Source organism: Curtobacterium sp. Curtsp57, assembly GCF_047324335.1.
Taxonomy (GTDB): domain Bacteria; phylum Actinomycetota; class Actinomycetes; order Actinomycetales; family Microbacteriaceae; genus Curtobacterium.
In genome coordinates this window covers 1,275,390-1,289,688 of the sequence record NZ_CP168511.1, presented here as the reverse complement: position 1 = coordinate 1,289,688, position 14,299 = coordinate 1,275,390, and the positions used below count along the sequence as shown (strand labels likewise).

Genomic DNA, 14,299 nt, shown 5'->3' with positions numbered 1-14,299 from the left:
AAAGCGACTGATCGCCGCGAACGGCTGGACGCACGCTGTCGCTTTCGCGAGGAGGGCCCGGCCGAACAGCGCCCGGACGCCGAAGGGCCCGTCGCGTCAGCGACGGGCCCTTCGGACTGGAGGCGCTACTCGCCGTCCGACGCCGGCTGCGGTGCCGAGGCGGTCGCCTCGCCACCCGTGCCGGCCCCGCGACGACGGCGACGCCGACGGCGCTTCGGTGCCGAACCGTCGCCTTCGGCGGCGTCCGGACCCGTGCTCTCGGCCGCGGGGGCGGACTCCGCAGCCGATGCTGCCGGGCGATCCGAGCCTCCTGTCCGGGTGCGGCGACGCGGACGCGACTCGCTCGAGTCGGAGGAGTCACCGGAACGACGCGGTGGCCGTGACCCGGTGCGCTCCGCGCTGCCCGCTGTGGCGGCGTGGGACGACGAGCCGGGGAGCCGGCCCTTCGTGCCCTGCGGGATGTCGAGGTCCTCGAACAGGTGCGGCGAGGACGAGTAGGTCTCGACGGGCTCGGGGATGCCGAACTCGAGGGCCTTGTCGATGAGCGTCCACTTGTGCAGGTCGTCCCAGTCGACGAACGTGACCGCGATGCCGGTCTTGCCCGCGCGACCGGTGCGGCCGGCGCGGTGCAGGTACGTGTCCGGGTCGTCCGGGATCGTGTGGTTGATCACGTGCGTGACGTCGTCGACGTCGATGCCGCGGGCCGCGACGTCGGTGGCGATGAGCACGTCGCGCTTGCCGGCCTTGAAGGCGGCCATCGCACGCTCGCGCTGCTCCTGGTTGAGGTCGCCGTGCACCGCTGCGGCGTTGAACCCGCGGTCCTTGAGTTCCTCGACCAGCTTCGCCGCCGCACGCTTGGTCCGGGTGAAGATGACGGTCTTGCCGCGGCCGTTCGCCTGCAGGATGCGGGCGATGACCTCGTCCTTGTCGAGCGAGTGCGCGCGGTAGATGACGTGTTTGATGTTGGCCTGCATGAGGCCCTCGTCCGGGTCCGTCGCGCGGATGTGCACCGGACGCGTCATGAACCGACGGGCCAGGGCCACGATCGGCGCCGGCATCGTGGCCGAGAACAGCATCGTGTGGCGCACGGCGGGCACGGCCTGGAAGATCCGCTCGATGTCCGAGAGGAACCCGAGGTCGAGCATGCGGTCGGCTTCGTCGAGCACGACCTCCTGCACGTGGGAGAGGTCGAGCAGGCGCTGCCGGTGCAGGTCGATGAGGCGCCCAGGGGTGCCGACGACGATCTGCGCGCCGGCCTTGAGCTGCTCGACCTGGCCCTCGTACGCCTTGCCGCCGTAGATCGAGACGATCGTGGTCGGGCGGTTCGACGACGCGAGTTCGAGGTCCTCGGTCACCTGCACCGCGAGTTCGCGGGTCGGGACCACGACGAGCGCCTTGACCCCGTGCGCGGGGTCTGCGCCGAGGCGCTGGATGAGCGGCAGGCCGAAGCCGAGGGTCTTGCCGGTACCCGTCTTCGCCTGGCCGATGATGTCCTGGCCGGTGAGGCCGAGGGGGATGGTCTGTTCCTGGATCGGGAAGGGCTCGATGATGCCCTTGCCGGCCAGCGCATCGACGATGTCCTGGTCGATGTTGAGGTCTGAGAAAGTCAAGAAGGTCACCCTGTCCTATCGGGGAGTCCGAGCCAGTCTACCGGGGTGCGAGGTGCGCGCCGTCGCGGCCCCTATGCTGGTCGCGTGGTGTCGTGGTGGAACCGGAAGCGCGCGGCGCAGCTCGCAGCACAGTGGCTCGCGTCGCGGAACCCGAAGAACGCCGCCCAGACGGAACGGCTGCAGCTCGACGACGTCAGTCCCGAGCTCGACGTGTACCTCGGGCAGGCGGCCTACCTCCAGCTCTCGCTGTACGAGACGATGGGTCGTGCCGGGGCCGGCGCTCCCACGCTGTCCGGTCGCCTGGTGACCGGTGTGCTGGCGACGACCGCGCTCGAGCGGCACCGGTCGATCGTGGCCGAGATCGAACGCCTCGGCGAGGACCCCGCCGAGCTGATGGCACCGCACCGCGCCGCGATCGACGTGTTCCTGGAGCGGACGAGCGGCGCCGACTGGTACGAGTCGATGCTCACCGGCTACGTCACCGCCGGCATCCTCAACGACCTGTTCGCGAACCTGCTGCGCTCGCTCCCGAACGACGTCCGGCAGCGGCTCGGCTCGGTGTTCGACGCGCGGGAAGAGCCCGCCGTGGTCGAGGAGCTCAGCGCGCGGATCGACGAGGAGCCGCAGGTGGCCTCGCGGCTCGCGATGTGGGGCCGGCGGCTCGTGGGCGACACGCTCCTGGTCGCGCGGTCAGCGCTCGCATCGCACGCCAGGCAGGACCAGTCCCGGCTCGAGCCGGTGTGGACCGAGCTGATCGCGGCGCACACCAGGCGGATGGACGCGCTCGGCCTGACGGCCTGACGACGGACAGGAGGCTCGTGGCGACGTCGCCACGAGCCTCCTGTCCGATGGTCGGTCGCCTCAGGCGCCGCGCGCCTTGACCTGCTCGTAGAAGGCGGTGTCCTTGGCCGTCCGGTTGCGGCCGAGCAGCCACTCCACGACGAGGGCGACGACACCGGCACCGACGAGGGCGACGACCCAGATCCAGGTGGCGTCGTACTGCCAGCCGGCCCAGGTGAGCGCTTCCCACAGGACGGCGGCCGTGATGCCGCCGATAGCGGGGCCGAGCAGCTGTCCGCGCGTCGAGTGCCAGGGCAGGATCACGTGCGCGATCGCGCCGCAGATGATGCCGCCGAGGACGGCGAAGAGGAGCTCCACGCGTCAGCTCAGGCGACGAAGCCGATGCGTCGGGCCTCTTCGGCACCGAACTCGACGTAGGCGAGGGCGACCGAGGGGACGATGAACTTGCGGCCCTTGTCGTCCTGCAGCGTCAGGTGCGTCGCGTCGGAGGACAGTGCGTCCGCGACGGCCTGCTCGATCTCCTCAGCGGTCTGCTTCGTCTCGAAGGCGATCTCGCGCGGGCTGTTGATGATGCCGATCTTGATGTCCACGTGCTCACCATATCCGAGGGGTCCGCGCCGGTCCGGTGCGTTCGCCGCGGGCGCACGGGGTGGGGACGGGGCGATGTCGGTCGCGGTCGGTACCGTACGAGCGTGCCGCAGACCACGCTGACACCAGCACCCGCTCCCGAGCAGGTGTCGCGCGCGCTCGTGGCGGACCCGGCACAGGCGGCGGTCCTCGCCCTGCCGGACGACGTGCACGCCGCGGTGATCGGCGCACCGGGTACCGGCAAGACCTCGACCCTCGCGCGGCTCGTCGCAGCCCGGCTGCGGCGTCCGGACGCGATCAGCGCCGATGGTCACGCCACCGTGCTCGCCCTGACGTCCTCGCGCACCGCGGCGACCGCGCTCCGCGACCACCTCGCCGTCACCGTCGAACGCGTCACCCCCGGCGCCCTCGCACGGACCGTGAACTCCCTCGCCTTCCAGATCGTCGCGCACGCCGCAGCCGTCCAGGGGCAGCCGGCGCCGACGCTGCTGACCGGTGGGGAGCAGGACCGCATCCTCGGCGACCTCCTCGCCGGGCACGAGTCCGACGGCACCGGGCCGGCGTGGCCGGAGCCCATCACGGCGGTCGTCCGGGAGCGCGCGGGGTTCCGCACGGCGCTCCGTGACGTGATGATGCGCGCCGTCGCCGCCGGAGTCGAACCCGACGACATGCGCGAGCTCGGTGACGACCACGGCCGTCCCGAGTGGCGTGCGGTGGGCGAACTGGTCGACGAGTACCGCGCGGCGGTCACCGCGTTCCGTGCGACGAGTCTCGACGCGGCCGAACTCGTCGCGTTCGCCACCGCTGCGGTGCTCCGCGGGGAGCTCCCACCCGCCGTCGCGGCGCTCCGGCTCCTGGTGGTCGACGACACCCAGGAGCTCGTCGAGGGCGAGATCGCCCTGCTCGGGGCCCTGGCGCGCTCCGGTGTGCAGGTCGTCGCGTTCGGCGATCCCGACATCGCGGCATCGGCGTTCCGCGGCGCCGAGCCCGACGTCCTCGGCCGGCTCGCACCGCGGCTCGGCGTCGACCGCGTCCAGGAGATCGTCCTCGGTACGGTGCACCGTCACCCCGCGCCCATCCGTGCGCTCGTCTCTGCCATCACCGGGCGTGTCGGTGCCGCCGCCGCGGGGCGTCAGCGCACGGCCGTCGCCGCGGACACGGACGCGCGCGCCGACTCCGTGCTGCACCTCGAAGCCGGCAGTCGATCGGCGCTCGTCGTGGCGCTCGCCAGGCGGTTGCGTGAACACCACCTGCTCGACGGCGTCCCGTGGCACCGCATGGTCGTGGTCACGCGGAGCGGCGCGGCGATCCCCGAGCTCGTCCGCGCCCTCTCCGTCGCAGAGGTCCCGGCGACCGCCGGCGCTGCCCCGACGCGCCCGCGGGACGACACCGCCGCGCGGTCCCTCATCGACGCCGCCGGTGTGTCGCTCGGTGTGCTGTCCCTCGACGCCACCCTCGCCACCGCGTTCGCGACCGGGCCGCTCGGTGGGCTCGACACGCTCGCGATGCGTCGGCTCCGGCTCGCGCTGCGCCGTGAAGAGCTCGCTGGTGGCGGCTCCCGGACCGCCGACGAGCTGCTCGTGGACGCGCTGGGGGCTCCTGAGCGCCTCGCAACCGTGGACGCTGCCTTCGCCCGACGCGCGACCCGACTCGCGCGCAGCCTCGTGCAGGCCAGAGCGGACGCCGACGCCGGTGCCAGCATCGAGGAGATCCTCTGGGGGCTCTGGGAGCGCAGCGGTCTCGCCGGGATCTGGGGCGGGCAGTCCCTCGCCGGCGGCGTCGGAGCGGCCGAGGCGGATCGGCACCTGGACGCCGTGGTCGGCCTGTTCACGGCCGCCAAGCGGTTCGTCGAGCGGACGCCGGACGCACCCGCCCGGGTGTTCGTCGACGACGTGCTCGGCGCCGACCTGGCCGAGGACAGCATCGGCCCGGATCGCACGGCCGGCCGGGTGCGCGTGCTGACACCGTCGGCGACGATCGGCCTCGAGACCGACGTCGTCGTGGTCCTCGGACTGCAGGACGGCGTGTGGCCGAACACCCGGGTGCGCGGCAGCCTGCTCGACCCGGACGGCCTGGTCCGCTCCGCCGCCGGGATCGACCACGCCCCCGTCGACGACCGTGCGGCCGTGATCGGGGACGAGCTGCGGCTGTTCGCGCGGGCGGTGTCCCGCGCGACCACCCAGGTCGTCATCGGGACGATCGCCAACGACGACGAAGCGCCGTCGCCGTTCGTCCGGCTCGTCCCCGTGCCGCCCGATCGGCAACCCACCGTGCACCCGCTGTCCCTCCGCGGCCTCGCCGGGTCGCTCCGGCGTCGGGTGGTCTCCACCGGGGACCACGAGGCAGCCTCCGCGTTGGCGCGCCTGGCGGCGGAAGACGTCCCCGGCGCGTCACCGGACGACTGGTACGGCACGGCGGAGGTCACCACCGACGACCCGCTCGTGGACCTCGACGCCGACCCGCAACCGGACCCCGTCAGCGGCGAACCCACCCCGCCGACGGTCAGCGTGTCCCCGTCCAGGATCGGCACCTTCGAGGAGTGCCCCGTGCACTGGTTCGTGCAGACGTTCGGGGGCGGTGCACCGAGCCCGGCGATGGGCATCGGCACCATCGTCCACGAAGCGATGGAGCACGCCACGGAGATCGACGTGGAGTCCCTCTGGCAGCGGGTGGACGCTCGCTGGGGTGAGCTCACCTTCGAGTCGCCGTGGATCGCCGACCGCGAGCGTGCCAGGACCCGCCGCATGATCGAGGGGCTGAGCGACTACCTGCGCACCTTCGCCGCCGCCGGTCGACAGCTGCTCGGTGCGGAGACCTCGTTCGCGCTCGTCACCGGGCCGGCTCGGGTCCGCGGCAGCATCGACCGGATCGAGATCGACCCGGACGGCACCGTGAGCGTCGTCGACCTGAAGACCGGGCGGAGCATGCCGAGCGAGAAGAACGACATGCCGGAGCACCCGCAGCTCGGGGCCTACCAGCTCGCGGTGGAGGACGGCGCGGTCGACGGTGTGCCCGCCGGGTCGCCGATGGCCGATGCCCGACTCGTCTTCGTGCAGAACCCGAAGGGCGGGCACGCCTACTCGGAGCGCACGCAGCACGCCTTCGACGCCGATGACCGTGCCGCGTACCGGGAACGCCTGCACGCGGTGGCCCGCGGCATGGCCGGCCGGACCTTCGTCGCGAACGTGGACGACCACTGCGAGAAGGCGCGCACCGGCGTCGAGTGCCGGATCCACGTGGTGGGAGAGGTGACCTGGTGAGCACGACCGGCACGACCGGCACGCCTGCCGCGACCGGCACGACCGGCACGCCTGCCGCGACCGGCACGACCGGCGCGCCTGCTGCGGCCGGCACGACGGTCCGCCACGGTGCCGACGCCATCGCCGACGCGCTCGGGCGACCACGTCCGACCGAACAACAGCGCGCCGTCATCGAATCGCCGCTCGCCCCCGCCCTCGTCGTCGCGGGAGCAGGCAGCGGCAAGACCGAGACAATGGCGTCGCGCGTCGTCTGGCTGCTGGCGAACGGACACGTGCGGCCGGACGAGGTCCTCGGGTTGACGTTCACGCGCAAGGCCGCCGGCGAGCTGTCGATCCGCATCAACGACCGGATCGCCGCGCTGGAGTCCGCGGGGCTGATCACCCCGGGTGACGCCTTCGAAGCGCCGACCGTGTCCACCTACAACGCCTTCGCGAACAGCGTCTTCCGCGAGAACGCGCTGCTGGTCGGCCGCGACGGCGAGTCCCAGGTCCTCACCGAGCCGTCCGCGTGGCAGCTCGCGCGACGGGTCGTCGTCGCCGCGCGGGACGACCGACTCGCCGGGCTGGACCGGAACGTCGACACGATCACCGCCGCCGTGGTGGCGCTCGCCGGCGCCGCGTCCGAGCACCTCGTCGAACCCGAGCAGCTGCGCCGGTTCGCGATCGAGTTCTCGGAGCTCCTCGAGCTCCCCGGGAACCGCGGCAAGCCGTACGCAGCGATCACCGCCGCGGTCGCGTCGATCGGCGCACTCGAGCCGCTCGCCGACCTGGTCGAGGAGTTCCGTCGGCAGAAGGTCGACCGCGGGTTCGTCGAGTTCTCGGACCAGATCGCGTTGGCGCTCGCCGCAGCCGAGGCCGCACCGCGCGTCGTCACGGACCTCCGGCAGCGGTTCCGCGTCGTGCTGCTCGACGAGTACCAGGACACCTCCGTCGTGCAGACGCGGTTCCTCGCCAGGCTGTTCCGGGAGCACGCCGTCATGGCCGTCGGGGACCCGCACCAGTCGATCTACGGGTTCCGCGGCGCGAGTGCGGCGAACCTCGCCAGGTTCCCTCGTGACTTCGGCGGCGCCGGTGACCTCGCACCGCGGACGTTCGCGCTGTCGACGAGCTGGCGGAACCCGGTGGACGTGCTCGCCGGGGCGAACGCCGTGGTCTCCCCGCTGTCCGAGGCGTCCGACGTCGACGTCGAGCGGCTCTCCCCGCGTCCCGGCGCGGACTCCGGCGACGTCCGTGCCGTCTTCACCGAGACCCTGCCGGAAGAGGCCGACGCCGTCGCCGCCTGGTTCGAGGACCACCGGCGTCGCAACCCCACCGGGTCGATGGCGCTGCTGCTCCGTGCCCGTAAGGACCTCGCCGCCTTCACCGCGGCGCTCGGGCACCGGGGTGTGCCGTACCACGTGCTCGGCACCGGGGGCCTGTTGCAGCGTCCGGAGATCGTCGACCTCGTCGCGTGCCTGCGCGTGCTGCACGACCCGGCTGCCGGCAACGACCTGATCCGGCTGCTCGCCGGTGCCCGGTGGCGGGTGGGTGCTGCGGACATCGCGGCGCTGCACGGGCTGGCGCAGTGGCTGTTCAAGCGGGACCACACCCAGCAGCGCCTCGACGACGACGTCACCGCGGCGTTCCGGGCGTCCGTCGCGGTCGGCGAGCACGGCTCGGTCGTCGACGCACTCGACTTCGTCGCCGTCGCGCCGGACGACCACGGCGCGCTCGAGGGCATCACCGAGGCCGGGCGTGCACGCATGCGTCGGCTCGGACAGCAGCTCGCGATGCTCCGGTCCCGCGCAGGTGGGGACCTCGTCGACTTCGTCACACTCGTCGTGCAGGAGATGCACCTGGACATCGAGGTCGCCGCGCACGAGCAGGGGAGCGGCGCCTTCCTCGACGCCTTCGTGGACGAGCTGTCCGGGTTCGTCGCCACCGACGACCGTGCCGATCTCGGGGCGTTCCTCGGTTGGATCGACGCGGCTGCCCGTCGTGACGACATGGGACCGCGGTCCGAGGAACCCGAGTCCGGCACCGTGCAGATCCTGACGATCCACGGTTCGAAGGGGCTCGAGTGGGACGCCGTCGCGGTGCCCAGGTTGGTCGAGGGCGCACTGCCGGCCCGCCCGCAGGAGGGCTCGTCCGGTTGGATCGGCTTCGGGCGGCTGCCGTACGAGTTCCGGGGCGACGCCGACGAGCTGCCGCGTCTGGCGTGGCGGGGGCACGACTCCCAGAAGGACGTCACGGTCGCGATCGACGCGTTCAAGGACGAGGTGAAGTCGCGCAACGAGGACGAAGAGCGTCGCCTGACCTACGTGGCGCTGACCCGGTCGCGGCACGAACTCCTGGTGTCCGGCTCGTTCTGGGCCGGCGGCGTGAAGCCGATGCAACCCAGCCGGTACCTCGGGGACCTCGTCGAGGCGGGTGTGGTCGACGACGGCGCGATCCCCGAGACGACCGTGCACGACGAGAACCCCCTCGGCGACGCCGGCGCGACCCAGTCCTGGCCACACGTGCCGTTCGGCGCCCGCGCCGTCCGGGTCCAGGCGGCGGCGGACCGCGTCCGGAACGCGAACCCCGGTGCCGCCGGGCGGTTCGCCGCCGACATCGACCTGCTCCTCGCGGAACGTCGCGCGAGCCGCTCCGGCAAGCACCGCGTGGTGGTGCCGCACCGGGTGCCGGCGTCGGGGTTCAAGGACTACCTCACCGAGCCGGACGCGGTGGCCGAGCGGCTGCGCCGACCGATGCCGGAGCGGCCGTACCGTGCGACCCGTCTCGGCACGCTCTTCCACCAGTGGGTCGAACAGCGTGGGCATGCCGGCGGTGCGCTCGAGACGCTCGACGCGTGGGACGACGAACTCGACATCGACCTCGACGAGTCCGCACCGGCAGACGCCGCGGTCAGCGACGACGACGCCCGACGGCTGGGGGAGTTCCAGGAGACGTTCGCCCGCTCACGGTGGGCCGGGCTCACCCCCGTCGAGGTGGAGCGCGAGATCCACATCCCGTTCCTCGGGCACAGCGTCGTCTGCAAGCTCGACGCCGTCTACGAGATCGACGGCCGGATCGAGGTCGTCGACTGGAAGACCGGGAAGGCGCCGGCGGGCGGGACCGACCTCGAACGACGGCAGTTGCAGCTCGCGCTGTACCGCGTGGCGTACGCGGAGTTCACCGGGCGACCGGTGGACGAGATCGACGCGGTGTTCTACTTCGTGGCCGACGACCTCGAGGTCCGGCCGACCGAGCTCCTCGACCGCGCCGGGCTCGAGCGCGCCTGGACCGCGGCCGTCGGCTGACGCGACGGTCGGGGCGGAGCCGCCCCGAGCCTCCCGGCCGCCCACTCGCGCCGACCACTCCCGCCGACCGGTCGGGAATCGTCGTTGGGAGGCGCACCGGACGACGGAACGAGACCGCTCGGCGAACGTGAGCGGTGTGTTGTGACCGGTCAGAGCCTCCCGACCGGAGCCTCCCGGTCGGAGCCTCCCGGTCGGAGCCTCCCGGTGAGCGCCGCGGCCCGACCGGCGTCAGCCGTGCCGACGCTCGGTCGACGACAGCAGCTGCTCGACCTCGCCGATCTCCATCGTCTCCGGGGAGACCGACTGCAGCGGTGTGGACGTCGGCGCGTGCACCGCGTCGACCAGCCGGTGCATCATCGCGACCGCGTCGTCGACCACTTCGGTGCTCTTCGCCTGGACACCGTGCAGCAACCACTGCGCGGTCTCGAGCTCGTGGTACACCCTGGCGCGCTGGGCGAGCTGCCGGTCGCGGCCGCCGCCGTTCGCCTCGTACGCGCTGAGGACCGTGTCGAACGCCTCGCGCCGTCCGGCCAGCACCCACGCCAGGTCCTTCGCCGGGTCGCCGAGCCGGAGCTCGCCCCAGCCGAGGACACCGGAGACGGAGTCGCCCTCGACGAGGATCGCGTCGACCCCGAAGGCGCCGTGCACGACGGTGGGCGTGAACTGCCAGAGCTGCTGGTCGCGGGCAGCGCCCTCCCACCGCTCCTGCAGTGCGGCCGGGACCAGCTTGGTCGCCACCGCACGGTCCATCACGGACACCGCGGAACGGAGGATCTCGAACGGGGTGAGGGACGGCAGACCGGCGTCCGTCACGAAGCTCGTCGGCAGCACGTGCACGGCGGCGATGGACCGGCCGACGCTGGTCGCCAGCTCCGGCCGCTCCGCGAGTGCGCGGAGCGCGGGGTGCGCCCCCGGGACGTAGGTGGTCACGATGGCACGCGTGGACCCGATCGGCGCCTGACCCCGGTACTCGGGGACGGCGAACGGGAGGCGCGACCTGATCCCGGCGCTCAGCGCCCGGATCGCGAGGAGATCGGCCGACTGCCGTGCCTCCGCACGCTGGTTGCGGGGTCGCCGGATGGCCGACTCGGCCCCGTCGGCGTCCCGGAGGACCGCCGACTCGTAGTCCCCGGACGCGATGGAACCGAGGGTGCGCGTGCCCGTGACCACGAGTCCGGGAACGGCCGTCGTCGCCAACGCCGCTAGAGTGAACTGGGATCCCGCCATGCCCCTCAGGGTAGGTCCGCATGCGCCGCGAACGACGTTCGCCACGCTGACCCGGTCCCGACACGACACCGATCTGAGGAGTCCCACGTGACCGTGGAGTTCGCCGCCCGGCTTCCGCTCTCCCGCAACGAACTCGACCGCGACGCGGAGTTCCGGACCACCGACGACCTCGAGCGGTCCCTGCGGGACGATCCGGAGACCCGCTTCCTCCCGGTCCACGGCGGTGCGATGCTGCGGCTGCCGTCCGGCTCGCTGCGCTTCGTGGGCGCGGCCGACGTGCCCGACGACGCGCCGGTGATCTACCTGGGGCGCTCGGTGCGGGACGCTGACGACGCCCCGTCCGGCACGCGCTTCGCGGCCGCGCTGGTCGATGACGACGCCGCCCGACGGATCGAGCCGGACGCCGACGCGTGGGAGAGCCTGCGGATGTTCGGCACCGAGCTCTCGCCGCGCGACCAGGGCCTCGCGGTCGAGGCCGTCGCGATGGCGAACTGGCACGCGGTCCACGGGTTCTCGCCCCGGACCGGTTCGGCGACCGAGGTGGTGACCGGCGGCTGGGTGCGCCGCGACCCCGAGGGACACGAGCACTTCCCGCGCACCGACGCCGCGATCATCGTCGGCGTCACCGACGGCGACGACCGCATCCTGCTCGGCTCCAACGCCGCGTGGGACCAGGACCGCTACTCGCTGCTCGCCGGGTTCGTCGAGCCGGGGGAGTCGCTCGAGGACGCCGTCCGGCGCGAGGTCTGGGAGGAGTCCGGCGTGCGGGTCGACGAGCCGGAGTACCTCGGGTCGCAGCCGTGGCCGTTCCCCGCGTCGTTGATGGTCGGGTTCCGGGCGAAGGCGGTCGACGGCGACCCCTCCACCGCACGTCCGGACGGTGTCGAGATCCTCGACGTCCGGTGGTTCTCGCGCGACGAGATCCGGGAGCGTGCCGGGGACACCCTCCTACTCCCGGGCAGGACGTCGATCGCCCGGGCGATCATCGAGGAGTGGTACGGCGGCCCGCTGGACCTGCCGTGAACCCTGCCTCGTCTCCGGAGGCGCTGCTCGCCGCGCTCGATGCGGAACAGCGCACCGTCGCGACGACGCTCCTCGGCCCCGTCGCCGTCCTCGCCGGCGCGGGCACCGGCAAGACCCGCGCGATCACGCACCGCATCGCGTACGGGGTCGCGACCGGCACCTACTCGCCCGCGCACGTCCTCGCGCTGACCTTCACCACCCGGGCGGCGGGCGAGCTCCGTTCCCGGCTGCGTGCGCTCGGCGCCGGCGCCGTGCAGGCCCGCACGTTCCACGCAGCGGCGATGTCGCAGCTCAGCTACTTCTGGCCGGACACCGTCGGCGGTCACGCGCCGCGGATCGTGGAGTCGAAGGCGCGGATGATCGCGCACGCCGCGGACACGGTCGGGATGAGCGTCGACAAGCCGGTGCTCCGCGACCTCGCCGCCGAGGTCGAGTGGCGGAAGGTGCAGCGGCTCACCCTCGAGGAGTACGAGGCAGCCGCCGCCGAACGGGTCATGCCCCGCGAGACGAGCCCCGCACGGGTGATCGACCTGATGCGCGCGTACGAGCGGCTGAAGGACGACCGTCGGCAGCTCGACTTCGAGGACGTCCTGCTGGCGACGCTCGGCATGGTCGAGACCGAGCCCCGGGTGGCGAGCTACGTCCGGCAGCAGTACCGGTTCTTCGTGGTCGACGAGTACCAGGACGTCTCGCCCGTGCAGCACGACCTGCTCAAGGCCTGGCTCGGCGACCGCCAGGACCTGTGCGTCGTCGGCGACGCCAGCCAGACCATCTACTCGTTCGCCGGGGCGTCGAGTCGCTACCTGCTCGGGTTCGGATCGGAGTTCCCCCGGGGATCGGTGCTGCGGCTCGAGCGGAACTACCGGTCCACGCGCGAGGTCGTGCACGCCGCGAACGCGCTGATGCGCGGCCAGCCGGGTGCCCTCGACCTGGTCGCGCAGACCACGGAACCCGGCCCGGACCCGGTGGTCGTGCCGTGCGTGCACGACGGCGACGAGGCGCAGACCATCGCCAGACGGATCACCGACCTGGTCGCCGGGGGCGCGACGTACGGGGACTGCGCCGTGCTGTTCCGCGTCGGCGCACAGTCGGCCGCGCTCGAGGCGGCGCTCGGCCGCGCGGGGATCCCGTACCGGGTGCAGGGCGGGACGCGCTTCTTCGACCGTCCCGAGGTCAAGCTCGCGGTGCACCACATGCGCGGCGAGGCCATCCGTCAGACCGACGACGAGCTCACCCGCCGGGTCGGGCTCGTGCTGCAGGTCAGCGGGTGGACACCGACCGCACCGGAGGGCACCGGAGCGGTCCGCGAGCAATGGGAGGCGCTGCAGGCGATCATGGGCCTCGCCGAGGACGCCCCGGCCGGCACGACCATGCAGCAGTTCACCCAGGACCTGGTCGACCGCGCGGCGACCCACCACGAGCCAGAGCTCGACGCCGTCACGCTCGCGACCTTGCACTCCTCGAAGGGCCTCGAGTGGCCGAACGTGGTGATCGCCGGCGTCGCCGAGGGGCTGCTGCCGATCTCGCACGCGACGACCGACGACGAGGTGGACGAGGAACGCCGGCTCTTCTACGTCGGACTCACCCGTGCCCGCCGCACCGTGACCGTCACGTGGTCACGACAGGGGTCCACCCGAGGCGGGGCGCGGGCGCCGAGCCGGTTCCTGGCAGCGCTCGACACGCGCAGCGGGGATGCGGCCGCACCTGCCGCCGACTGACCGACAGGTCGTCGCGCTCGAAGACGAGTTGCTCGTCGTCGGGACGCACCGTTGTCCCCGGCAGGTGCTCGAGGACCATGCGGGTGACCGCTGCCGCGACCGCACCGGCACGGTAGGGCGAGAGCGGTGCTGCCGGTCGGCCCCAGACCTGCGGGGCGATCGCCGGCCACGCGGGGTCGTCGTCGACGTGTGCGTACTCGATGCACTGCAGGCACGGTCCGGTACCAGGGACCACGAGCGGTCCGATCCGGATGCGGCCGTCACCGACCACGACGGGGACGTGCGGCGTCCCACGGCGGGTCCACGCCGACCGCAGCGCGGGGTCGACCACGTGCTCGGCGACGACGACGGCCATCGACGGTTCGGGATCCGGCAGCACGACCGGACCGCCGCGCGGGGCGACGGTCCGGACCACGGTCACACCGTCACCCGTGAGGAAGTCGTCGACGATCCCGGCGAGGTCGGCGGCGCCGTGCACCTCGACCCGGGCGAGCGGTTCGGGGAGCATGTCGAGCACGGCGGGTGACGCCGCGCCGAGCACCCGCGCAGCGACCTCCGGTCGGCACCCGACGCTCGCGGCGACGCCGGACAGGGCGTCCCGCCCGGTCTCGCGGCGGAGGGTGCACAGGAACCGTTCTTCCGCCGTGGTGGGGACGGCGACCACGGCGCGTGGCGGATCGACGCCGAGCTGGACGGTCGTCGGGTCGCGCCAGACGAACTCGAGGGTCGGATCGATGCGGATGCCCATGGCCCCACCGTGCCGGACGTGCCGGGACCGGTGGGGGCCGTCG

General features: G+C 72.9%; 10 protein-coding genes. 5 read left to right on the top strand and 5 right to left on the bottom strand.

Translation table 11 applies throughout. The annotated features are described in order from the left end of the window. Positions 1-125: 125 nt before the first annotated feature. Positions 126-1,610: a DEAD/DEAH box helicase gene (locus tag ACEN9V_RS06035; RefSeq protein WP_413602537.1), complete on the bottom strand. Its 1,485-nt coding sequence runs from the start codon at positions 1,608-1,610 to the stop codon at positions 126-128. An 84-nt stretch (positions 1,611-1,694) separates the two neighbouring features. On the opposite strand from ACEN9V_RS06035, the gene ACEN9V_RS06030 reads away from it, so the two are divergent. Further along, positions 1,695-2,411, top strand: coding sequence for a ferritin-like fold-containing protein (locus ACEN9V_RS06030; protein ID WP_413602536.1), 717 nt, complete (start codon positions 1,695-1,697; stop codon positions 2,409-2,411). Positions 2,412-2,471: 60 nt separating this feature from the next. Here the strand turns inward: ACEN9V_RS06030 and ACEN9V_RS06025 are convergent, their stop codons facing one another. Both ACEN9V_RS06025 and ACEN9V_RS06020 read right to left on the bottom strand, forming a co-directional pair. Next, the gene (locus ACEN9V_RS06025; protein WP_413602535.1) at positions 2,472-2,768 is read right to left on the bottom strand and encodes a hypothetical protein; all 297 of its coding nucleotides are present in this window, start codon (positions 2,766-2,768) and stop codon (positions 2,472-2,474) included. A gap of 8 nt (positions 2,769-2,776) precedes the next feature. Continuing rightward, on the bottom strand, positions 2,777-3,001 hold the full coding sequence (locus ACEN9V_RS06020) for a DUF3107 domain-containing protein (protein ID WP_413602534.1): 225 nt from the start codon (positions 2,999-3,001) through the stop codon (positions 2,777-2,779). A gap of 102 nt (positions 3,002-3,103) precedes the next feature. Between ACEN9V_RS06020 and ACEN9V_RS06015 the strand changes: the two genes are divergently transcribed. Together ACEN9V_RS06015 and ACEN9V_RS06010 are read left to right on the top strand one after the other, a co-directional pair. After that, complete coding sequence (locus ACEN9V_RS06015) at positions 3,104-6,259, top strand: PD-(D/E)XK nuclease family protein (RefSeq protein ID WP_413602533.1); 3,156 nt, start codon at positions 3,104-3,106, stop codon at positions 6,257-6,259. After that, positions 6,256-9,540: an ATP-dependent DNA helicase gene (locus ACEN9V_RS06010; protein WP_413602532.1), complete on the top strand. Its 3,285-nt coding sequence runs from the start codon at positions 6,256-6,258 to the stop codon at positions 9,538-9,540. Before ACEN9V_RS06015 ends, ACEN9V_RS06010 begins: the two co-directional genes overlap by 4 nt. Before the next feature lie 228 nt (positions 9,541-9,768). Here the strand turns inward: ACEN9V_RS06010 and ACEN9V_RS06005 are convergent, their stop codons facing one another. Further along, positions 9,769-10,767 (bottom strand): phosphotransferase, encoded by a 999-nt coding sequence (locus ACEN9V_RS06005; protein ID WP_413602531.1) that lies wholly within the window; start codon positions 10,765-10,767, stop codon positions 9,769-9,771. 87 nt (positions 10,768-10,854) lie between these two features. Here ACEN9V_RS06005 and nudC point away from each other — a divergent pair, with 87 nt between their 5' ends. Further along, positions 10,855-11,790 (top strand): NAD(+) diphosphatase, encoded by a 936-nt coding sequence (nudC, locus tag ACEN9V_RS06000; RefSeq protein WP_402729108.1) that lies wholly within the window; start codon positions 10,855-10,857, stop codon positions 11,788-11,790. Then, entirely contained in the window at positions 11,787-13,508 is a 1,722-nt protein-coding gene (locus ACEN9V_RS05995) for an ATP-dependent helicase (protein ID WP_413602530.1), read from the top strand. Before nudC ends, ACEN9V_RS05995 begins: the two co-directional genes overlap by 4 nt. On the opposite strand, the gene ACEN9V_RS05990 is transcribed toward ACEN9V_RS05995, so the two are convergent. Then, entirely contained in the window at positions 13,399-14,256 is an 858-nt protein-coding gene (locus tag ACEN9V_RS05990; protein ID WP_413602529.1) for a TOMM precursor leader peptide-binding protein, read from the bottom strand. The genes ACEN9V_RS05995 and ACEN9V_RS05990 overlap by 110 nt on opposite strands. Between the last annotated feature and the right edge of the window lie 43 nt (positions 14,257-14,299).